Annotated in this window: 14 protein-coding genes, 16 tRNA genes and 2 rRNA genes (1 of these 32 only partly in view); 3 read left to right on the top strand and 29 right to left on the bottom strand. The window is 37.6% G+C overall.

The genetic code is table 11. The features are described 5' to 3' along the window. Positions 1-245: 245 nt before the first annotated feature. Entirely contained in the window at positions 246-1,553 is a 1,308-nt protein-coding gene (locus NKR74_RS02695) for a CitMHS family transporter (protein ID WP_098308967.1), read from the top strand. 194 nt (positions 1,554-1,747) lie between these two features. On the opposite strand, the gene NKR74_RS02690 is transcribed toward NKR74_RS02695, so the two are convergent. From NKR74_RS02690 to NKR74_RS02675, 4 genes are all read right to left on the bottom strand, one after another. Then, positions 1,748-2,443 carry a response regulator gene (locus NKR74_RS02690; protein WP_253628544.1) on the bottom strand — a complete coding sequence of 232 codons (696 nt, stop codon included), beginning with the start codon at positions 2,441-2,443 and terminating at the stop codon, positions 1,748-1,750. Between the two features lies 1 nt (position 2,444). Beyond that, positions 2,445-4,046, bottom strand: a complete 1,602-nt coding sequence (locus tag NKR74_RS02685) for an ATP-binding protein (protein WP_253628543.1) — start codon at positions 4,044-4,046, stop codon at positions 2,445-2,447. Between the two features lie 252 nt (positions 4,047-4,298). Continuing rightward, positions 4,299-5,825, bottom strand: coding sequence for a flotillin lipid rafts scaffold protein FloT (locus tag NKR74_RS02680; RefSeq protein WP_098308965.1), 1,527 nt, complete (start codon positions 5,823-5,825; stop codon positions 4,299-4,301). Between the two features lie 12 nt (positions 5,826-5,837). Continuing rightward, on the bottom strand, positions 5,838-6,380 hold the full coding sequence (locus NKR74_RS02675; RefSeq protein WP_253631066.1) for an NfeD family membrane protein: 543 nt from the start codon (positions 6,378-6,380) through the stop codon (positions 5,838-5,840). Positions 6,381-7,072: 692 nt separating this feature from the next. Between NKR74_RS02675 and opuD the strand changes: the two genes are divergently transcribed. Both opuD and NKR74_RS02665 read left to right on the top strand, forming a co-directional pair. Next, complete coding sequence (gene opuD, locus NKR74_RS02670; protein ID WP_253628542.1) at positions 7,073-8,623, top strand: glycine betaine transporter OpuD; 1,551 nt, start codon at positions 7,073-7,075, stop codon at positions 8,621-8,623. Positions 8,624-8,856: 233 nt separating this feature from the next. Next, positions 8,857-10,119, top strand: a complete 1,263-nt coding sequence (locus NKR74_RS02665) for an S-adenosylmethionine decarboxylase related protein (protein ID WP_253628541.1) — start codon at positions 8,857-8,859, stop codon at positions 10,117-10,119. Positions 10,120-10,178: 59 nt separating this feature from the next. Here the strand turns inward: NKR74_RS02665 and yhbH are convergent, their stop codons facing one another. From yhbH to NKR74_RS02535, 25 genes are all read right to left on the bottom strand, one after another. Further along, positions 10,179-11,354, bottom strand: coding sequence for a sporulation protein YhbH (gene yhbH / locus NKR74_RS02660; protein WP_098308961.1), 1,176 nt, complete (start codon positions 11,352-11,354; stop codon positions 10,179-10,181). 367 nt (positions 11,355-11,721) lie between these two features. Further along, the gene (locus NKR74_RS02655) at positions 11,722-13,617 is read right to left on the bottom strand and encodes a PrkA family serine protein kinase (RefSeq protein WP_098308960.1); all 1,896 of its coding nucleotides are present in this window, start codon (positions 13,615-13,617) and stop codon (positions 11,722-11,724) included. Positions 13,618-14,117: 500 nt separating this feature from the next. Continuing rightward, positions 14,118-14,606: a tRNA (uridine(34)/cytosine(34)/5-carboxymethylaminomethyluridine(34)-2'-O)-methyltransferase TrmL gene (trmL, locus tag NKR74_RS02645; protein ID WP_098308958.1), complete on the bottom strand. Its 489-nt coding sequence runs from the start codon at positions 14,604-14,606 to the stop codon at positions 14,118-14,120. A gap of 55 nt (positions 14,607-14,661) precedes the next feature. After that, positions 14,662-15,558, bottom strand: a complete 897-nt coding sequence (locus tag NKR74_RS02640; RefSeq protein WP_253628539.1) for an amidase domain-containing protein — start codon at positions 15,556-15,558, stop codon at positions 14,662-14,664. A gap of 49 nt (positions 15,559-15,607) precedes the next feature. After that, positions 15,608-16,747, bottom strand: a complete 1,140-nt coding sequence (gene queG / locus NKR74_RS02635) for a tRNA epoxyqueuosine(34) reductase QueG (protein ID WP_098309097.1) — start codon at positions 16,745-16,747, stop codon at positions 15,608-15,610. 634 nt (positions 16,748-17,381) lie between these two features. Then, positions 17,382-17,455 (bottom strand) — tRNA-Gly (locus NKR74_RS02630). 113 nt (positions 17,456-17,568) lie between these two features. Then, entirely contained in the window at positions 17,569-18,219 is a 651-nt protein-coding gene (locus NKR74_RS02625; protein ID WP_253628538.1) for a DsbA family protein, read from the bottom strand. A 343-nt stretch (positions 18,220-18,562) separates the two neighbouring features. Further along, entirely contained in the window at positions 18,563-19,330 is a 768-nt protein-coding gene (locus tag NKR74_RS02620) for a transglycosylase domain-containing protein (protein WP_253628537.1), read from the bottom strand. 228 nt (positions 19,331-19,558) lie between these two features. Further along, positions 19,559-19,640: transfer RNA gene (locus tag NKR74_RS02615), tRNA-Leu, on the bottom strand. Between the two features lie 6 nt (positions 19,641-19,646). Continuing rightward, positions 19,647-19,720, bottom strand: a tRNA-Cys gene (locus NKR74_RS02610). Between the two features lie 10 nt (positions 19,721-19,730). After that, positions 19,731-19,805: transfer RNA gene (locus NKR74_RS02605), tRNA-Gly, on the bottom strand. Positions 19,806-19,810: 5 nt separating this feature from the next. Then, positions 19,811-19,885 (bottom strand) — tRNA-Gln (locus tag NKR74_RS02600). Between the two features lie 114 nt (positions 19,886-19,999). Beyond that, a tRNA-His gene (locus NKR74_RS02595) sits at positions 20,000-20,075 on the bottom strand. Between the two features lie 10 nt (positions 20,076-20,085). Continuing rightward, positions 20,086-20,159: transfer RNA gene (locus NKR74_RS02590), tRNA-Trp, on the bottom strand. 14 nt (positions 20,160-20,173) lie between these two features. Then, positions 20,174-20,257, bottom strand: a tRNA-Tyr gene (locus tag NKR74_RS02585). An 8-nt stretch (positions 20,258-20,265) separates the two neighbouring features. After that, positions 20,266-20,341: transfer RNA gene (locus NKR74_RS02580), tRNA-Thr, on the bottom strand. A 13-nt stretch (positions 20,342-20,354) separates the two neighbouring features. Then, positions 20,355-20,430, bottom strand: a tRNA-Phe gene (locus NKR74_RS02575). 8 nt (positions 20,431-20,438) lie between these two features. Then, positions 20,439-20,514: transfer RNA gene (locus NKR74_RS02570), tRNA-Asp, on the bottom strand. 2 nt (positions 20,515-20,516) lie between these two features. Further along, a tRNA-Met gene (locus tag NKR74_RS02565) sits at positions 20,517-20,593 on the bottom strand. A 20-nt stretch (positions 20,594-20,613) separates the two neighbouring features. Continuing rightward, positions 20,614-20,689: transfer RNA gene (locus NKR74_RS02560), tRNA-Val, on the bottom strand. A 4-nt stretch (positions 20,690-20,693) separates the two neighbouring features. Next, positions 20,694-20,768 (bottom strand) — tRNA-Glu (locus tag NKR74_RS02555). A 9-nt stretch (positions 20,769-20,777) separates the two neighbouring features. Further along, a tRNA-Ser gene (locus NKR74_RS02550) sits at positions 20,778-20,869 on the bottom strand. Positions 20,870-20,872: 3 nt separating this feature from the next. Next, positions 20,873-20,947: transfer RNA gene (locus NKR74_RS02545), tRNA-Asn, on the bottom strand. 9 nt (positions 20,948-20,956) lie between these two features. Continuing rightward, positions 20,957-21,072: ribosomal RNA gene (rrf, locus tag NKR74_RS02540) — 5S ribosomal RNA — on the bottom strand. A 106-nt stretch (positions 21,073-21,178) separates the two neighbouring features. Beyond that, positions 21,179-22,361: ribosomal RNA gene (locus tag NKR74_RS02535) — 23S ribosomal RNA — on the bottom strand (it continues 1,740 nt past the right edge of the window).

Below are 22,361 nucleotides of genomic sequence, written 5' to 3'. Positions count from 1 at the left end.
GGTTGCTTCATCCCCATCTTAAACTGGGCTATGTCCTGCGCGTTTTGAAGATGGGAGTTTCTTGCCCATTTTCTGATAAACCTGTGAACAAAATGAACTATATAAAAATTATGCTTTTAATAGATTTATTTCTCTAATTATTTACCAGGTATCCTTTATCACGTATCATGACCGTAATAACGCCATTATCTGAAAATTAAATCATTTATTGAAAGCGTAATCAATTTATTAAGGAGGGGTTTTTCATGTTAGCGATATTAGGATTTGCAATGGTATTTGTGTTCATGTTTTTAATTATGACAAGGCGAATGTCCGCACTAGTGGCCTTAATGCTTATTCCTACTCTATTTGCTATAATAAGCGGTTTTTATGCTAATGTAGGGCCGATGATGTTAGCGGGGATTAAAAATTTAGCACCCACTGGTATTATGTTAATGTTTGCTATTTTATACTTTGGTATTATGATTGATAGCGGTTTATTCGATCCCGCTATTTCGAGAATATTAAAAATTGTAAAAGGAGATCCATTAAAAATTGTTGTTGGAACAGCCATTTTGACACTACTTGTTTCTTTAGATGGTGATGGTACAACAACATATATGATTACTGTATCTGCTATGTATCCGCTATATAAACGCCTTAATATGAATCCGCTCATTTTGGCCGGAATTGTCATGCTAGGCGCTGGTGTAACAAATATTATTCCATGGGGTGGTCCTACTGCTAGAGCAATGAGCGCACTTGGCCTTGACGCTTCTCAATTATTTACACCGCTTATTCCAGCGTTAATCGGCGGGGCACTATGGGTGATTTTTGTCGCTTACATGCTTGGAAAAAAGGAACAGAAACGATTAGGAATCGTCGATATTCAATTTTCCAAAGCAGAGAAATCAGCTTTTACAGAGCAAGCAGCAACTGTAGAAGTATATGATTATAAACGTCCAAAATTATTATGGATTAATTTCTTATTAACTGTGGTTCTTATGACATGTTTAATTATGGAAATTTTACCTCTTCCTGTTTTATTCATGCTTGCCTTTGCAATTGCTGTCATGATTAACTATCCGAACCTTGAACAACAAAAAGAACGGATTGCTTCTCATGCTGGAAATGTATTAGCAGTTGTTTCCTTAGTATTCGCAGCTGGTATTTTCACGGGTATTTTATCAGGAACAAAAATGGTCGATGCGATGGCACATAGTTTAGTTGCTCTTATTCCAGATTCCCTTGGCCCGCATCTGCCAATCATTACAGCAATTACAAGTATGCCATTCACGTTTTTTATGTCTAATGATGCTTACTATTTCGGTGTGCTACCTATTCTTACGAAAGCTGCAGCAAGCTACGGAGTTAGTGCTGCTGAAATGGGAAGAGCTTCCTTATTAGGACAACCTGTTCATATGCTTAGTCCACTCGTTGCATCTACATATTTATTAGTAGGAATGGCGAAAGTTGATTTTGGAGATCATCAACGATTCACATTAAAATGGGCCGTTGGAACGACACTCTTTATGTTGTTCATTGCTATTCTTACAGGGGTAATTTCTTTATAAAAAGGCCTACATCACAATAATTTGTAACATGTGTAATCACATTTTAGGCTAATAAGATAGAAATAAGATTCGCTTATTCTATACAAGAAACTCCTTTCCCATAAGGAGTTTTTTTCCACCTACTCTGGGTTACTCCTCACACAAAAAAAGAGCAGCTCCTTTGTATACGAACTGCTCTTCTCCTTTATTCTAAATTATAAAGAAATAGGAAAATATCTTCTTTCTGGTCGTCCCACATTTCCATAAATCAGTTCAGCATAAATTTTCTTCTGCGAAATTAAATACTCTAAATATCGCCTTGCTGTCGAACGGCTGACTCCTGATTCTTTACTAAGCATTTCCGCAGTTATTCCGTTATACTCCATTGTTAGTACACACTGTAAAATTTTTTTTAGAGTCAGAGGATCAATCCCCTTAGGCGAATGTTCTATATGAGTACTCTCCCCCTGAATTCTCCTGTTCCATAAACTTTCAATCTGTTCTGGTGATAATTTTTGAGATTGCTTTAATTTCTCCACTTTATTTCGATAGTTTTCTAGACTTTCCTTGAACCTTTCAAACATAAGCGGTTTTACAATATAATCAAATACACCACCACGGAGTGCACGCTGAACAACCTCAACTTCAGATGCTGCAGTAATCATAATAACATCTGTATCTGGCACATTATGACGAATGAACGTTACTAAATCTGTTCCCTTCATATCAGGTAAATAAACATCAAGTAATACAAGCTGCGGCTTTACAAGTTCGATCCATTCCTTTGCTTGCTCTCCTGTTATTGCTGTACCCACTACAGTAAACCCTTCTACTTTATCAGTAAAACGGCGGTGAATTTCAGCAATGCGAACATCGTCCTCCACAATTAACACCTCAATAGTTTGAGACATGCTATTCCCCTCTTTCCTTTGGTAACGCCACAATAAATAAAGCTCCCCCTAAGTCCCCTTTTTCAATCGTAATGTTACCATGCAATTCATCTACTAATTCTTTCACTTTAGCCAATCCATACCCACGCTTTTCTCCTTCTTTCGTAGAAAAACCTTTATGAAAGATATGTGCAACAATCTTATCATCAATTCCAGGTCCAGAATCTTCTACTTCAATAATAATTTCATCTCCAATATCTGTTACAAATAAGTTTACTATTTTCTTATTCTCTTCTTTTCTCTCTACTGATTCGAAAGCATTCGTAATTAAATTGCCGAGAATTGATACAACATGGTTACTATCTATATGAGCTGGCAATTGTTTCAAACAACTCTCTCGATCTATTATTAAATCAATTTTTAATTCTCTAGCACGATTATAAAAACCAACTACAATTCCTCCTAACCACGGATTTTGTAATTTTGTCATAATAAATTGCACAAAATCCTGCTGAAGAGCTGTTTCTTTATGAATAAGCTCTATCGCTTCCTCATAAGATTCTAGTTGAATTAATCCTGATAATGTATATAAAAAATTCTTATATTCATGTGTCTGAGCACGAAGTGCTTCTGTATATGTTTTTACTTGTGAGAGTTCTTCGGTTAACTGATCAATCTCTGATTTTAGCCGGAAACTAGAAACGACTCCGATTACTTCATTTTCTACTTTGACAGGCAATCGATTTACAATCACTACTTTCCCGTTTAAATCCATTTGTCGATCCAATTGTTCCTCTCCAGTCCGAAGTACTTCTAATATGGAAGAATTGGGCACAATCTGCAAAATAGGCTTCCCAATAACAGACTCCTCTTTCCTTAGAGAAAGGATATCGCAGGCTGCCTGATTTACTAAACTAATACACCCTCGTTTATCAATAACTATAATCCCTTCACGTACAGATTGAATTACAGCGCTATGCTCCTCATACAAAGAAGAAATCTCTTCCGGCTCTAATCCAAACATTAATTTTTTAATACCCCGTGCCAAATAGACAGAACCAACAATACCTACTACAAGTCCACATACAGCTACCCACAAGATTGGAACACTATGTTTTTCTATTACTTCATGTATATCCTCCGCAAGAAATCCCACGGACACAACTCCTATAACCTTATTCGTTTCATCACGAATTGGAACTTTTCCACGTACAGAAAGCCCTAAAGTTCCAGTCGCCTTTGATACGTAAGACCTTCCCTCTTTTAGCACACCTTCGTTATCTCCACCAACCATTTTTTCACCAATTCTATCCGGCACAGGATGCGCGTACCGAATCCCTTCCTTATTACCGACTACAATAAATTCTGCACCCGTTTCAGCTCGAATTTGTTCTGCAATCGGCTGAATCACTTCAGATGGATGATTTGTGTGAAATGCCTTATGAATTTCTGGTATAGAAGCCACTGTCTTAGCTACCTGTAAAGCTTTCTTCCCAATTTGATCTTCCATGCTATCAGATAATATGTAATAAAATAAAATACTCATTTGAACGATAACGAACAAAACAAGAATACCTATAAATAATGCAACTCTTGGCTGCAATTTTAGTTTTTTCAGTTTCAAAGCAAGATCCCCTAACTGATATCACACTTGAGTTTTAAGAATATACAGAAATTTAATTTCACATTATATGAAACACATTCCTCTTATATATTGTACTAGGAGATCTATTTCCTATACAAGCTATGAATCTATAACCAACCTTATGGCAAAGTAATCCCTATGTCACTTGATTCAATCATATCTAGTCTTTTTTATAGATATACTGAAAATAAGAAAACTCTAGAATTTTTTCTAGAGTTTTCTTATTTTTAACTAATTATTATCTTTGTTTTCTTCAACTACTTGCACAACCATTTTTTCCTTCGTTGTCTGCTGCACTGCACCTTTCCCAGCAAAACTTTCCAGCAATTCTTTCAAATCAATCCCTGAAGAAGCTTTTAATGTTTCTTGCATCGTTGCCATTAAATCTGTTGCATAGCCTGCCACTTTACCAGCACCACTGTTTTTTCCACCGCCGCCTGTATCCACAACTGTAATTTTGTCGATATTACTAAGCGGGCTTGCAATTTCTTTCGCATAACTTGGTAACATTTTCAGTACCATATCCATAATCGCTGCTTGACCGTATAGTTCAAATGCTTCAGCAATTTTTTGTTTTGCTTCTGCTTCAGCAAGACCTTTCAGTTTAATGACATCTGCTTCCGCTGTACCTTGTGCTTTTTGTACTTCTGCTTTTGCTAAACCTTCAACACGCACTTCTTCTGCGCGTGCTCTTGCTTCAGCCTCAATCTTATACTGCTCAGCATCTGCTCTTTTTATTTGTTTCACTTTTTCTGCTTCAGCTGCCTGCTCAACTGCATAACGATCAGCGTCTGCTTTTTTCTTCACTTCTGCGTCGTATTGCTTTTCACGACGAGCAATTTCTTTTTCTTCTAATTCGATTTGTTTTTCACGCTCAATAATTTTTACACGCATTTGCTCTTCTGTTACACCTTGTTGTGCTTTCGCCTGCTGTAATTCATATGAAAGGTCTGCATCGGCACGTGCTTGTTCTTGCTCTCTTTTATATGCTTGCACCTTTAATTCTTTATGTTTCTCTGCTTCAGCAATTTGTGCATCTCGTTGATACTCTGCTTCTTTTGCTTCTTTTTCAGCACGCGCTTTTTCAATCCGTGCCTCTTTTTCTCGTTCTGCGTTTGCAATTGTTGCATCACGTTTTACTGTCGCAATTTGCGGCTGTCCAAGTGCATCTAAATATCCATTTTTATCACTAATTTCCTTAATAGTAAATGATACAATGCGAAGTCCCATCTTCTTCAAATCAGTGGAAGCCACTTCATGTACTTTTTGTGCAAATTGTTCTCTATTACTATAAGCATCTTCAACTGTCATAGAAGATAAAATGGCGCGTAAATGCCCTTCTAACACTTCCTTTGCTTCTATTTTTAATTCTTCTGTTTCTTTTCCTAAATATTGCTCTGCTGCTGTTGATACCTCCTCAATTGTAGAACCCACCTTAATAATAGAAACACCATTTACTGTTACAGGGACGCCTTGCTTCGTATATGTATCGCGTGTTCCCACTTCTAACTTATAGTTTAATAAACTGAGAGGTTCTGCTTGCTGCATAATTGGTACAACAAATGTACCACCACCGCGAATAATCTTGATTTTCTTACCATCATCTGTTGTAACAACATTTTTCCCACTGCCTAGTCCGCTTCCCGTTACAATCAATGCTTCATCTGGACCGACAGTACGATATTTTGTAATAAAGACTAAAATAAGGATAGCTAATATTGCTAATAAAACACCGCCAATAATTAATGGAACCATAATAAATCCTCCTTATCATTTTGGTTTTTTTAAAGAAACCGCTAAATTTTGTACAAGTAGAATACCGTCTTGCACTGCTTCAACAATGACATAAGATCCTTGTAAAATATCTTTCTTCCCTATCGTTTTAGCTGGCATTGCATTACTGCCAAATTGAGAAACTAGCAAAACTTCACCTAGTCCTTCTTTCGGAATTGTTATAATCACTTCTCCCTTACACCCAATAAACTCTTCCATACGGTGCATTGTATTTTGCTCTGCCTTAGAAATTGGTGCTAAAATAAGCATTTTCATTGTAATAACACCAACAAGTGCAAGAAAAAAAGAAATAACAAAAATAGAAATACTTCCCCAAGAAAGCATATATTCAAAGATATATCCAAAACCACAAAACATAGCAAGAAAGCTAAATAATATTGTTACAGGTGAAGTCGGTCCGCCTACTATGTGAAATAATGATTCAAACACATCACTAAAAAATAAATATATAACAGTAATGAATGTCGTTATAATAAACCCGTATAAGTAAATTATTTCAAGTTCATGGCTAAACAACAGCGCTTCCCCCTCCTTTCATCAATGCGTCCATCTTCTTATATGTATGCATCTCCCCTTTCAAATTTTATCTTTTTGAAATTTTCAGTTATTTATTCCGTAGCAAAAGGGGTCTGCATCACAGACCCCTTAAAAAGACACAAGAGGAGCCTGTAGTGACAGGCTCCTCCTCAAAAATAACCGGTATGTTGTATATCCATATAATATATTATTTTACATAAAAAGTAAAGATGTACATGCGTTAGAATTTTTTTGAAATTAACTTTACTTGATACTGACGATGAACGAAAAACTATAAAAAACCAAATAATGTTAATAATTGCTGTTGTAATATAAAAACTTATGATTCCTACAAAATCAAAGATAGTAGCTTTTGATCCATTTTTATTCATCTAAAAATTATGGTATGATAAAAGGTAAATGATGTAAAATCACATAAATTATGGTTTATTGATATTAATCGTAGAATGCTTTATTTACATAAAATGATTGATAATACTTGTTGGAAATATAACACACTTAAGTGGCAAAAAATGATGAACAAACAATATATAAAACTCTATTTGTAAACGTTTCAGTTTATATTACATTTTCTACTATCTATCATCGACTTCTAAGGTCGTGTTTTGACACGTCTCTTAAAAATTGTTATGTTTAATATAATTATTAACTTTATTAAATAAAGGTGGGATTGGATGCTCAAAAAAGAAAACAGTGTATTTTATATCTCTATTTTGCTGACAACCTTGTTTATTATATGGGGTGTACTTCCAGCAAAATGGATACAAGGCTATGATTTACAAAGTGTTACCTCGTCGTTAAACTCTTTTATCCTCAGTAATTTTGGATGGTTTTATTCTCTATTAATGACCGCAATGGTTCTTTTAGCCGCTTACTTAGCATTTTCGAAATACGGTTCCATTCGTCTTGGTAAAGATGATGAAAAACCAAAATATAGTTACCTTTCATGGATCGCAATGTTATTTGGAGCTGGTATGGGAATCGGCCTCGTCTTTTATGGCATTTCCGAACCAATATCACATTTAAATGCTCCTCTTACAAGTGAACCTGGCAGCCAACAAAGTGCTGAACTCGCAATGCAATATTCATTCTTCCATTGGGGATTATTCCCTTGGTCATTATATGCAATCGTCGCTTTAGTTCTTGCATACTTTACCTTTCGCAAACAAAAAGGTAGTACAATTAGCGCTGCAGTTACTCCTTTATTTAATCGATCGAAAACATCACCTATCGGAAAAACGGTTGATATTTTAGCTGTTTTAGCCACAGTATTCGGAATCGTTCCATCCGTAGGAATTGGTGCACAGCAAATTGCTAGTGGATTACATTACTTATTCCCTTCTATTAGCAATACAGTTGGCACACAGCTCGTACTAATTTTAATCTTTACAGTCCTCTATTTAACGAGTGCACAAACAGGATTAGATCGTGGGATTAAATATTTGAGTAACTTGAACATTTCCCTTGCAGGAATTTTACTCGTTTCCTTTTTAATTTTCGGGCCAACTGTTTTTATTATAAAATATTTCATATCAACATTAGGATCTTATATAGGGTCATTGCCAAGTATGAGCTTGAACTTAGGTGCTTTTAGCGATCACGATTCTGCATGGATTGAAAAATGGACACTCTTCTATTGGGGATGGTGGATTTCTTGGTCGCCATTCGTCGGTACATTTATTGCACGAATTTCACGTGGACGCACAATTCGTGAATTTATTTTCGGCGTTGTATTAGTCCCAACATTAATCTGCACATTTTGGTTTACAGTATTCGGTGGAACAGCCATTCACATGGATATGTTCCAATCATTGGGAATCGCGGACGAAATTACAAAAAACGGTATAGAAACCGGTCTTTTTGCTGTCATTTCTCATTTACCGTTTTCATCATTTCTAACAATTGTTGCGTTAATTTTAATCGCTACATTCTTTGTTACATCTGCAGACTCCGCAACGTTTGTTGTAGCCATGCAAACAAGTAATGGAAATTTATCTCCTAGCAATCGCTTAAAATTCATTTGGGGACTTACCATTTCAGCAATTGCAGCAATCTTATTACAAGCAGGTGGTTTAGATGCTCTGCAAATTGCGGCAATCCTCGCAGCATTTCCATTTTCAATTGTTATTATATTAATGGTGACATCGCTATTTAAAGAATTACGAAAAGAAGCTTTTACAATACAACGAACACCAAAATCGCAAAGTGTGCAAAAAACTGGATAATCATACTTTTCACTATTCCATCCGCAGTCTTCCAAATAGACTGCGGTTTTTTCCATATTCATAGATTAGGTGAAACTTCTATCAGTGGACCTATCTTCTTCGCTTCTCTCTCAATCTTGAAATGGTGGGCTTACTGCCATACGGGATAAACAATGAATTTTTATGCATGTATGGACAAACAAATAATCCTTTCTCATATGAAGAGCATATCTTAATCACATAGGAGGGAAAACATGAAAAAAGAACAACTCATTCTTACTATACTTGGAAGCAGCGGCGGCGCTGCTCGTGCATTTTTATCTTTATTAAATCATGCCGTGAAAGATAGTCATAATCCTTTATACTCTCAATTGCAAAACTGTTCGATTCATTTAATTGACATAAAGCAAAAACCGCAATCCTATTTTAAAGAAATGTATCCTGCATTATACGAGAGTTTTACATTTCATATGTTCGATCTAAGCGATAACGCATTATTTCGAAACCATCTACAAAAAACTGGGACAACCCTGGTTGTTGATGCTTCCTTAGCAGATGCAGTAGAAATGTTGACATGCTGTAATGAATTTGGAGTACATTATATTAATACAGCATTGCAATCACCAGCAATTGATGCGAATGAACATATAAAGCGATTCAGTTTACTAGAAAGACAAAATTTCTTTGAAGAACATAAACCTACCTTCACAAAAATGACAGGCATTATTTGTTCCGGTATGAATCCCGGTGTCGTCCAATGGATGGCAATTAAATTAATGAAGCAAAATCCTACGGAAATCCCCCTCGCTTGTTTCATCGTCGAACACGATACAACTTTCTATCATGATCCAACTCTTATTAAAGAAAAAACAGTATACTCGACATGGTCTCCAGCAGGTTTTTTAGAAGAAGGCATTTTAAACTATCCTCTTTTTATGAAACATCAAACTCCCATTCTCTTATGTAACACCGCTTATGAACAAGAATTTAAAGTAACGTTAGGAGATAAACAGTTTTTCGGTTGTTTAATGGGACATGAAGAAGTAATTAATCTCGGAAAATTATATGACATGGAGGTAGGTTTTTTATATCGTATCAATGATTATATGACACAATTAATTCATGACAATCAACATAATATTGATGAACTATGGAGCTGGGATCATCACGTATTAAATCCAGAAAACGGACAACTCATCGGTGAAGATTTAATCGGTGTCTTACTTGTGTATAAAGACAAAGAGGTATATATGTACAACACTACTGCTACCCAGCATGTGTACACACAATACGGAACAAATGCAACTTATTTTCAAGTGGCTTGCGGCGTTTACGGGGCACTTGCTAGCCTCTTACTCGACAATTTACCGCTTGGTTGTTATTTTGTAGATGAACTTCTTTTAAATACAAATTCGAAGTATGGTGATTATCTTTCATATTATATGAAAGATTTTGTAATAGGAGAAAATGGTACGACAGATGGTTTATTATTTGATCGCATAAAAAAGATTGAGTAGTTTTTCCTACTCAATCTTTTTGGTTTCACTAGAAAACAAAAACCCCTTCACTTAGGGGTTCAAGCCATCTTTTCCTTCGATTCTTCTCGGAAAAAGCTCCTCATCGCATGAAACACGTCAGCTTTTTGTTTTAAAATATAATAGCGAAACTTCTCATCTTTCACATTTTTATATGCTGACATGAGTGTACTATGACGATTATACTGATTCACTTCTCCATACCCAAACATATTAGATACTTTCATCAATTCTTGCACAAGTTTTACACAGCGGGCATTATCAGATGTTAAATTATCTCCATCCGAGAAGTGGAACGGGTATATGTTATAGCGTTCCGGAGAATATTTTGTTTCAATCAGTTCTAATGCTTTTCTGTATGCCGATGAACAAATTGTTCCACCGCTTTCACCTTTTGAGAAAAATTCTTCTTCTGTAACAACTTTTGCTTCTGTATGGTGTGCGATAAATTCAATATCTACTGTTTCATATTTCGTACGTAAAAAACGGGCCATCCAGAAGAAAAAGCTACGAGCCATATATTTTTCCCAAAGCCCCATCGAACCGCTCGTATCCATCATTGCTAACACAACAGCTTTTGATTCTGGCTTCAAGACTTCGTTCCACGTACGGAATTTTAAATCTTCCCGCTTAATTGGATGAAAAGCTGGATTGCCATTCATTGCATTTCGTTTATAAGCAGATATCATTGTCCGTTTTTTATCGATGTTTCCCCAAAGTCCTGTTTTACGAATGTCGTTAAATTCAATGTGTTCAATACGATTTTCATCCAGTTCTTTACGCTGTAAATTAGGAAGCTCTAATTCTTTAAAAAATGCTTGCTCAAGCTCTAAAATCGATACTTCCGCCTCGTAATAATCTTCTCCTGCAGAGTCTCCTGCTCCTTGCCCTTTTCCTGGTCCTTTTTGCTTTTGACCGCTCGATCCATCTCTCGCTACAACATCCCCGACTTTACTATCACCAGTTCCTTGACCAACGTGCTTATTTTTATCATAGTTATAACGAATTTTATATTCATCTAGTGAACGAATTGGTATTTTTACAACATCCCTACCATTGGACATGATAATACTTTCTTCTGTAACAAGGTCTGGTAAATTATTTTTTATTGCCTCTTGTACTTTTTCTTGATGACGTTGTTGATCATCATGTCCTTTACGATGGAGGGACCAATTTTCCTGTGAAACCGTATAATTATATTGATTTTCTTCTGCCATTCCTTTCCCTCCTTACATAATTTTTTATACTTTCACTTAAACACAGATTAAAACACGAAAATCCGACTAAGAGAAATTTACTTTTACATGAATAAAAAACTGATACACTTTCGCAATTAAGAAAGAAACACAATGCATTGTTGCACACTTTACAGCTGCACAACATATTGTATTGTGTTGACTTTTTTCTGTATGAATGGTTGGTTACTCTATCATATGCTCATTGTGAAAATAATTGACAAATAAATTCATAAGATTGCATTTTAATTTACTCATAGTGGACAAGCACCTCTTATAGTCGAAAATAAAATATAAAAAAGCTGTCCCTTTCCAAGAGACAGCTTTTCTTTTTCTACAACTATGATCATTATCGATTTAACAAACTACCTACATAACGTAATAATTCATTTGCAGATGTGGAATTATAGCCATGTTCATCAATTAATCGTGCTACAACATTATTAATTTTCTTCAGCTGATTTTCATCCGGCGTTTTCGTTGAAGTCGTAATCTTCACAACATCCTTCAAATCGGCAAATAGTTTCTTCTGGATTGCTTCACGAAGACGCTCATGTGAATTATAATCAAATCGCTTCCCTTTGCGAGCATATGCAGAGATACGAATTAAAATCTCTTCACGGAACGCTTTCTTCGCATTTTCTGAAATGCCAATTTGTTCTTCAATAGAGCGCATAAGTTTTTCATCCGCACTCATTTCTTCTCCAGTTAATGGATCGCGTAGTTTTGATTTATTGCAGTATGCTTCTACGTTATCTAAATAATTATCCATAAGTGTCTTCGCGGATTCTTCATATGAATATACAAATGCTTTTTGTACTTCTTTCTTCGCAATTTCATCATACTCTTTACGTGCTAATGAAATGAAATTCATATAGCGCTCACGATCTTCATTGCTAATAGATGGATGTTGATCTAATCCATCCTTTAAAGAACGTAATACATCTAAAGCATTAATTGATGCTATTTCTTTACGAATAATTGTAGAAGAAATACGATTGATAACATAACGCGGATCAATTCCACTCATACCTTCATCTTGATATTCGCGCTGCAGTTCCTCTACATCAATAGAATTGTACCCTTCTACCATTTCACCATCATATAAACGCATTTTCTTAATTAAATCGATGTCTGGCCGCTTCGGATCTTTTAAGCGTGTTAAGATTGTAAACATTGCTGCAACGCGAAGTGTATGCGGTGCAATATGAACATCAGAAACATCACTTTCATGAATCATTTTCTCATAAATATGCTCTTCCTCACTTACCCGTAAGTTATATGGAATTGGCATTACAATAATCCGCGAATGAAGTGCTTCATTTTTCTTATTAGAAATAAAAGAGCGATATTCTGTTTCGTTCGTATGTGCAACAATTAATTCATCTGCGGAAATCAGTGCAAATCGGCCTGCTTTAAAATTCCCTTCTTGCGTTAACGATAATAAATGCCATAGAAACTTTTCGTCACATTTTAACATCTCTTGAAATTCCATCATCCCACGGTTCGCTTTATTTAATTCTCCATCAAAGCGGTAAGCGCGTGGATCTGATTCTGAACCAAATTCAGCAATAGTAGAAAAATCAATACTACCTGTTAAATCCGCAATATCTTGTGATTTTGGATCAGATGGACTAAATGTTCCAATCCCTGTTCTGCGATCTTCTGAGAAGAAAATACGCTCCACAATTACATCTTCAATTCTGCCTCCATACTCTTTTTCTAGGCGCATTAAGTTTAATGGTGACAAATTCCCTTCAATTCGCACGCCATACTCTGCATAAAAATCATCACGTAAATGATGCGGAATAAGATGAAGCGGATCTTCGTGCATTGGGCATCCTTTTATTGCAAAAACCGAACCGCGATCTGTATGTGAATATGCCTCTAATCCACGCTTTAACATCGTAACCAATGTAGATTTCCCACCACTAACTGGTCCCATTAATAATAAAATCCGTTTTCTTACATCTAAACGTTTTGCAGATGGATGAAAATATTCTTCTACAAGACGCTCTAATGCTTCTTCTAATCCAAATAATTGATTACTAAAGAAATTATATTTTCTCAGGCCGTCTACTTCTTCAATTCCAGCATCCTTAATCATATTATAAATACGAGAATGTGCTGTTTGTGCCACCCATGGTCTTTCTTTAAGAAGTTCTAAATAATCAGCAAATGTCCCTTCCCACTTTAAACGTTCTTCTGTTTCCCGGTGCTGTTCAATTTTCTTTAAAATATCCATTATAGCTCCTCCCCCATCTCCTTGTTCAAGCGGATTATTATAAAAGTATGCGAGGATGTCCTTAAACATTCGTACGAATCCAAATGAAATCGCACACAAACTTTATAAATTTTATTACCAAAATTGAAAGAAAATTCGATATAATACAAGTAATAGGGAATGAATATGAATGGGGGGTTAAATTCTCATGAAACTTTTATTAATTTTAGGTGTTATGCTCACATTTCTCACTGCTATTTTCACATCAGGATACAATGATAAACCAGGAACAAAATAAAAAAAGTGATGAGCTTGATGCTCATCACTTTTTATCTGTCATAAAATAATAACCTTGGGCTAAGATCGCATTTTTTTCTTTCAAAAATTGAATTTGTTCTTCCTCCTCTACTCCTTCGGCAATGATATTCAACCCTAATGAAATTTATCGTTTTTTCAAACAGATGCAAGCTTTATTAAAAAATATTAGTTTTCTTCAAAAAAAAACCGTCATATGACGGTTTTTAATAAACAATTTCTACATCTAATCCTGGATAATTTTGCTGGCGCAATGCCTCATAAATTAAAATTGCTGCAGTATTAGATAAGTTTAAAGAACGGACTTTATCAGTCATTGGAATGCGTAAGCAATGATCAAAATTATGTTCAATCACATTTGCTGGAAGACCATTTGTTTCTCTTCCAAATACGAAATAGTAATCTTGCTCCACATTGCTATAATCAAATGTTGTGTGTGCTTTCTCTCCATACTTTGTTAAGTAGAAAAACTCACCATTTTCATTTTTCTCATAAAATTCCTCAATAGAGTCATAATACGTAATTTTTACGTGCTCCCAATAATCTAATCCAGCACGCTTTAACGCTTTATCGTCAGTAGAAAATCCAAGCGGTCTAATTAAGTGTAATTCTGCACCTGTTGCTGCACAACTACGCGCAATATTACCTGTATTCGCTGGAATTTCTGGTTGATATAAAACAACATGTATTCCCACAATGTTCACCTCAATCTTTTTCTACTACGTATTATACCACTTGGATAAAAAATCTCTAGTCATTATCAAGAATATGAAAAAACTTATATTTCATTTGCGGTGTATACTTACTTGAATCTTCATAATCCCAATAACGTCTGCGACTATTGGCAGAATGTGCATTTACAAGAGGCATACCATTCGCATCTTTTGCCACGACAATTGTCGTATGATTCCATCTGCCATCATTTTCAAAATCATATACAATGATATCTCCAAGCATTAGATCCTGTGGCTTCTCAACTTGCTTTGCTCGAAGTCCTAGAGAATCACTTGATAAGTACCAATGAAAAGAATGAGCTACCGCCCAGCTCCAGCTCCATTGGCGATTTTGCTGCCACCATCCACTGCGAATATTCGGATATCCACTCATTGGTGTTTCACCAGCATGCAGACATTGAGAAATAAAATTTGTACAATTATCTTGGAAATTCTGATAAGCTGGATTCCGATCATCCCACCACCGCTCTGCATATTTCACTGCCTCTAAGCGATTATAACTGTATGGAATATATTGTCCTTTTCCCTTTGTTCCTTCACGTTCTAACGTTCCAACTTTCTGTTCATCTATCGGCGTTCCAATTGCTATATCTTGCTTGATACATCCATCTTCTAATCGTAAACGCCTCTCCATTTGTTCTTCCTCTACATAAAATAAATGATGATGACGAATAAAATACTGAAAATGAATTTGATAATCTACTTCATCATAGTTCACACCTTTTAACTGTCTAAGAAAAGATACGTTAGCATTGCTTTTTACAATCTCCGCATTACGCCTTGTAAAGAGCTTCTTTTTACGGTGTAACATGTCTACAATATCATCTGGAATTTCTGCTTCATTCATACGTTTATTTGTTATATAATCCAATTGCCCTTGCAGACACTGTTGAAGATGCTGTTTTATAGACATAGAGTCTCCCCTCCCCTTATTACAATATGAGGGACCGAGGGATAATCTGCTATTTTTTCTCAGCTAACAGTTCAAGACCGCGATTCATCTCATAAAGAACTTCTTCATCTTTTTCTCGCTCTTTCGCTTTTTCAATCGCCTCTTGCACACCTTCTCCGCCAATTTTACCTAGTGCCCATGCTGCTGTGCCGCGAATAACAGGACGAGGATCTTCTTTCATTACAGCAATTAAATCCGGAATGGCCGTTTCATCTTTAAAATGAGCCAATGCTAAGATTGCATTTCGCTGCAACGGCTTTTTCCCGCGCCACGATCCAGACATAATCCCATACTTTTCTTTAAACTCACGATTGCTAATGGTCAGAAGAGGCTTTAATAGCGGTTTTACAAGTTCAGGATCAGGTTCCATTTCTGGATGATTATGAAAATCGATCCCTTTATTTTTTGGACAAACAGTTTGACACGTATCGCATCCGTAAATGCGATTTCCAATCTTATCTCGATATTCTTCCGGAAGAAATCCTTTCGTTTGCGTTAAAAACGCAATACATTTTTGAGAATTTAATTGTCCTCCTTGGACAAGCGCTCCTGTCGGACAAACATCAATACACTTCGTACAGCTCCCGCATTGATCTTCAATTGGAGTATCTGGTGGAAAAGGAATATTTGTAATCATCTCGCCCAAATAAACGTACGAACCAAATTCCGGTGTAATAATAGAACAATTCTTTCCGCTCCACCCAATGCCTGCTCGCTCTGAAACAGCACGGTCGCTTAATTCCCCTGTATCTACCATCGATTTAACTTCTATATTTGGTAAGCGATCGATTAAATATGCCTCCAGTTTCTCTAAACGATCACGCAAAACAAGATGATAATCTTGTCCCCAAGAAGCACGGCAAAAAATACCTCGTCGCTCACCGCGTTTGCTTAGCGGTGCATTTTTTAGTTTTGAAGGATAAGCCAATGCAATAGCAATAATTGATTTTGCACCCGGTAATAATAATTGCGGATTCGTTCTTTTCTCTATATCCGATTCTTCAAATCCAGATTGATATCCCAATTGTTGCTGCTGCATAAGTCGTTGCTTTAACTCTTCAAATGGCGAAGCACTTGTAAAGCCTATTTTATCAATTCCAATTGTTTTACTATAAGCTATCACATCTTGCTTTAATTGTTCGAAGTTCACACTTACTCTGCTACTGAAAATGTGTACAAACATACCCATTTAGAGTTTTCCAGCTTCTACAAACCCAATCTCGTCACTTTGGTTTGTATCGTTCCCCATAGGCCTAATTTTTTGCCCAGCCATCGGTATATATATGTTGGTTGATTAAATTCATACAACATATTCTGCTTATTGAGGTTCCGCCTCTTTTCAGTAACAGTTTTACCACCTTTCTTTTTATAAAGTGAAACTTCCATCAGTGGGGTTTTTTGATCCCCCACTGATGGAAAGCCCACCCAATGGGGCTTTTACGGGCAGTTATCCCCCACCTATCTTCCTCGCTGCTCTCTCAATCTTGAGGTGGGGTCTTACTGCCCACGAATAGCGGGATACAATCCATATAGAGGTTGTTGTTCACACTTTAATGTCCTCATTAATTATGTTTCATTTATATTTACAAACGATTCACTATTTCTTAATATATTCACTGATAAACATTTCACTTTATTATAACAACATATATCATAGGAAATTCCACATTACTATTTTCACGCATATTCATGCATTCCAAACATAAAAAAACGCAATACCTCGTTTATCTGAGAAACGAAACACTGCGTTGATCACAATTATTATAGAAATTTGGAATGATATCTGGAGCGGGTGAAGAGAATCGAACTCTCGACCAGAGCTTGGAAGGCTCTTGTTTTACCACTAAACTACACCCGCAAATATAAAGAAAATATTAATTTTTTGTTAACTTATGTTAAGAAGTATAGCATGGAATATAAGGTGTTGCAAGAATTTTATCGAAAAAAGTCGAAAAAGTGATGAATCACTCATCACTTTTTCGACTCTTTATCAATTGCAGCTTTAATACTATCGTAGTCCGGATTAACAAGCTTACCATTTACGTATATGGATGGTGCACCTTGTACTTTTAATTTCTCAGCAAGGTCAAGATCCTTCTGTACTTTATCTTTTATTTCCTTACTATTTAAATCCTTTTTAAACTTCGTTATATCAATACTAGGAAGCTTTTGCTTTACTATATCTACTAATAAATCCTCTGTAATCCACTCTTCTTGTTCATTCTGTTGCTTTTGATATATTTCATCATAAAATGTCCAAAAAGCTTTTGGATCTTGCTTATAAATCGCTTCCCCAGCAGCTGCTCCTAAATCAGAATCTTTCCCAATGAATGGAAAATTAATAAAATGCAGCTGAATTTTCCCTTTGTTAATATAATCTTCTTTTAAACGTGGTAATACCGTTGCATCCCATGTACGACAAGCTGGACATTTAAAATCTCCAAACTCAACAACATGAATTGGAGCATCTTTCTCTCCTAACGATTGTTGTGTACCATATGAAAATGTATCTTTTCCTTTTTCCGTCTTATTACTCACAATGCTATATGCAATCGTCCCAATTACAATAAGTACCGCAACAGTAAAAATAACACCGAGAATTATAATATTTTTTGATTTCATACACATTCCTCTTTAATGTTTTTATTCTTTGTATGATGCTTATATACATTACTCATGATATCAATTCTCATATAAACAGTCCATTGAAGTTGCTCATAAAATAAGCAAAATTAAACAAATGTGACAATATTGTGTCTCACTTTTCTTAAATTCATTCACGTAAAGTGAAACTTCCATCAGTGGGGGTTTTCTTTATCCCTCACTGATGGTTAGTTGAACCAATCGGGTTCTTACGGGCAGTTATCTCCCACCTATCTTCTTTGTTTTCTCAGAATCTTGAGGTGGGGGTCTTACTGCCCGTTAGTGCGGGATAAAAAAGAGTACGTTCATTTTGAACTTACTCTTAACTAACCGCCTTTACATGCTGTACTGGTTGATTTTTAGGAATATCCTGACGAATGACAAGCTTTTCATTTGTAGCTTGTACATATTCTGCATGAGTAATATACCCTTCTTGCTCCATAAGCTTTAGCACAATATTACGTCTTTCTACAGCTTTATCATAATGTTGTATTGGTGAATAATAAGTTGGAGCTTTCACAACAGCTGCAAGCATAGCACTTTCACTCAATGTTAATTGCTCTACCTCTTTACCGAAATAAAGTTTGGCTGCTTCCTCAACTCCCCATGCTCCTTCTCCATAATAAATATTGCTTAAGTACAATTTTAAAATCTCATCTTTCGTAAATGTTCGTTCTATTTTTTTTGTATAGAAAACTTCATCCCATTTACGAGAAAATGTTCGTTCATTTGTTAAAAAAACATTTTTTGCAAGTTGCTGAGTTATTGTACTACCACCTTGTACAACATGACCAGCCTTTATATTTTCTACTGTCGCTCTGACAATTGCAATATAGTCTAATCCATTATGATGATAGAAGCGCTTATCTTCAGTTGCAATAAATGCATTACCTAATTGTTCTGGCACCTCAAAATGAACAGGTACTTTCAATTTACTTATATCTTTGTTTTCAATCATTTTATTTCCAGCAAATAATAATGCACAGCCTAGTAATAATAATAATATAAGAGCTCTATAAAAAATTTTTGTTATCGGAGTTAAAGTAATATGATGATCAAAAGCAGTACGATGTACTGTTCGTTCTTTCACAACAGACACCCCCCGTTCCTTCCAGTATTCATTGTTCTTAATTTAAGAATACCTTGCTTTTTAAAAATATCCAATCGATTTCTCTTACAACTTCCTTACAAAGTTGTAATTTAAATGAAAGAAAAAAACGTTTTCTACTGCGGTAGAAAACGCTTGATATAATCAAATTATCCACGCCTATTATACGTCTAGAAACACAAAAAAAACGAGTTATCCTCGTCTAAACAGTACCGATGGTCGGGGTCGAACCGACACTCCTTACGGAACACGATTTTGAGTCGTGCGCGTCTGCCAATTCCGCCACATCGGCATAATATGGAGGCGGCAACCGGATTCGAACCGGTGGTAAAGGTTTTGCAGACCTCTGCCTTACCACTTGGCTATGCCGCCATATTAAATTTGGAGCGGAAGACGGGATTCGAACCCGCGACCCCAACCTTGGCAAGGTTGTATTCTACCACTGAACTACTTCCGCAAAAATGGCTGGGCTAGCTGGATTCGAACCAGCGCATGACGGAGTCAAAGTCCGTTGCCTTACCGCTTGGCTATAGCCCATCGAATTATTAATACATTATATGATTTATTATCATTTTTATTACTTTAAATATCCAAACTCGACATTTAGTATATTATCATAACTAATTTAATTTGTAAAGTACTATTTAAAAATGGGGCGACTGATGGGAATCGAACCCACGAGTGTCGGAGCCACAATCCGATGCGTTAACCACTTCGCCACAGCCGCCATGCTGTGTTGGCAGGGGCAGTAGGAATCGAACCCACGCCGGAGGTTTTGGAGACCTCTGTTCTACCGTTAAACTATGCCCCTATATAAAATGTAAATGGTGGAGGGGGGCAGATTCGAACTGCCGAACCCGAAGGAGCGGATTTACAGTCCGCCGCGTTTAGCCACTTCGCTACCCCTCCGACTTACATGGTGCCGGCTAGAGGACTTGAACCCCCAACCTACTGATTACAAGTCAGTTGCTCTACCAATTGAGCTAAGCCGGCATTATATCTAAAATGGTGGCTCGGGACGGAATCGAACCGCCGACACGAGGATTTTCAGTCCTCTGCTCTACCGACTGAGCTACCGAGCCTTCATAAATGGCGGTCCCGACCGGGGTCGAACCGGCGATCTCCTGCGTGACAGGCAGGCATGTTAACCACTACACCACGGGACCATTGGTTGCGGGGACAGGATTTGAACCTGCGACCTTCGGGTTATGAGCCCGACGAGCTACCAGACTGCTCCACCCCGCGACGATATTTATAAATTTATATGGTGGAGGATGACGGGATCGAACCGCCGACCCCCTGCTTGTAAGGCAGGTGCTCTCCCAGCTGAGCTAATCCTCCAAAGTGGTGACCCGTACGGGATTCGAACCCGTGTTACCGCCGTGAAAGGGCGGTGTCTTAACCACTTGACCAACGGGCCAAAATATTATGGCGGAGAGCAAGGGATTCGAACCCTTGATACGCTTATGACGTATACACGATTTCCAATCGTGCTCCTTCGGCCATCTCGGACAGCTCTCCAATTGGCTCCGCAGGTAGGACTCGAACCTACGACCGATCGGTTAACAGCCGATAGCTCTACCACTGAGCTACTGCGGAATACTGTAAGCCTGGCAACGTCCTACTCTCACAGGGACAAAGTCCCAACTACCATCGGCGCTAGAGAGCTTAACTTCCGTGTTCGGTATGGGAACGGGTGTGACCTCTCTGCCATCATTACCAGACTGTATTTAATTGAGACAATCATCATTATACTTGATTCAAAAGTAAAGTCAACAAGTTTTTATATTCTCTCAAAACTAGATAACATCAATGTAGTATACATATTATATGGTTAAGTCCTCGATCTATTAGTATTCGTCAGCTCCACATGTCACCATGCTTCCACCTCGAACCTATCAACCTGATCATCTTTCAGGGATCTTACTAGCTTAACGCTATGGGAAATCTCATCTTGAGGGGGGCTTCATGCTTAGATGCTTTCAGCACTTATCCCTTCCGCACATAGCTACCCAGCTATGCCCTTGGCAGAACAACTGGTACACCAGCGGTGCGTCCATCCCGGTCCTCTCGTACTAAGGACAGCTCCTCTCAAATTTCCTACGCCCACGACGGATAGGGACCGAACTGTCTCACGACGTTCTGAACCCAGCTCGCGTACCGCTTTAATGGGCGAACAGCCCAACCCTTGGGACCGACTACAGCCCCAGGATGCGATGAGCCGACATCGAGGTGCCAAACCTCCCCGTCGATGTGGACTCTTGGGGGAGATAAGCCTGTTATCCCCGGGGTAGCTTTTATCCGTTGAGCGATGGCCCTTCCATGCGGAACCACCGGATCACTAAGCCCGACTTTCGTCCCTGCTCGACTTGTAGGTCTCGCAGTCAAGCTCCCTTATGCCTTTGCACTCTACGAATGATTTCCAACCATTCTGAGGGAACCTTTGGGCGCCTCCGTTACTTTTTAGGAGGCGACCGCCCCAGTCAAACTGCCCACCTGACACTGTCTCCCGGGTCGATAAGACCCGTAGGTTAGAATTTCAATACAGCCAGGGCGGTATCCCACCAGCGCCTCCACCGAAGCTAGCGCTCCGGCTTCAAAGGCTCCCGCCTATCCTGTACAAGCTGTACCAAAATTCAATATCAGGCTACAGTAAAGCTCCACGGGGTCTTTCCGTCCTGTCGCGGGTAACCTGCATCTTCACAGGTACTATAATTTCACCGAGTCTCTGGTTGAGACAGTGCCCAAATCGTTACACCTTTCGTGCGGGTCGGAACTTACCCGACAAGGAATTTCGCTACCTTAGGACCGTTATAGTTACGGCCGCCGTTTACTGGGGCTTCAGTTCAGAGCTTCGCTTGCGCTAACCCCTCTCCTTAACCTTCCAGCACCGGGCAGGTGTCAGCCCCTATACTTCGCCTTACGGCTTCGCAGAGACCTGTGTTTTTGCTAAACAGTCGCTTGGGCCTATTCACTGCGGCTTTCCGTTAAGAAAGCACCCCTTCTCCCGAAG

This window comes from Bacillus sp. 3103sda1 (genome assembly GCF_024159135.1).
In the GTDB taxonomy this organism is placed as follows: domain Bacteria; phylum Bacillota; class Bacilli; order Bacillales; family Bacillaceae_G; genus Bacillus_A; species Bacillus_A rhizoplanae.
This window is presented reverse-complemented; position numbering and strand designations above follow the sequence as displayed.

Bases quoted from the DNA above. Each gene is read 5' to 3' on its own strand.
- NKR74_RS02695 (WP_098308967.1), top strand. From the start codon at position 246: ATGTTAGCGATATTAGGATTTGCAATGGTATTTGTGTTCATGTTTTTA.
- NKR74_RS02690 (WP_253628544.1), bottom strand. From the start codon at position 2,443: ATGTCTCAAACTATTGAGGTGTTAATTGTGGAGGACGATGTTCGCATT.
- opuD (WP_253628542.1), top strand. From the start codon at position 7,073: ATGCTCAAAAAAGAAAACAGTGTATTTTATATCTCTATTTTGCTGACA.
- NKR74_RS02665 (WP_253628541.1), top strand. From the start codon at position 8,857: ATGAAAAAAGAACAACTCATTCTTACTATACTTGGAAGCAGCGGCGGC.
- yhbH (WP_098308961.1), bottom strand. From the start codon at position 11,354: ATGGCAGAAGAAAATCAATATAATTATACGGTTTCACAGGAAAATTGG.
- NKR74_RS02655 (WP_098308960.1), bottom strand. From the start codon at position 13,617: ATGGATATTTTAAAGAAAATTGAACAGCACCGGGAAACAGAAGAACGT.
- NKR74_RS02640 (WP_253628539.1), bottom strand. From the start codon at position 15,558: ATGTCTATAAAACAGCATCTTCAACAGTGTCTGCAAGGGCAATTGGAT.
- NKR74_RS02625 (WP_253628538.1), bottom strand. From the start codon at position 18,219: ATGAAATCAAAAAATATTATAATTCTCGGTGTTATTTTTACTGTTGCG.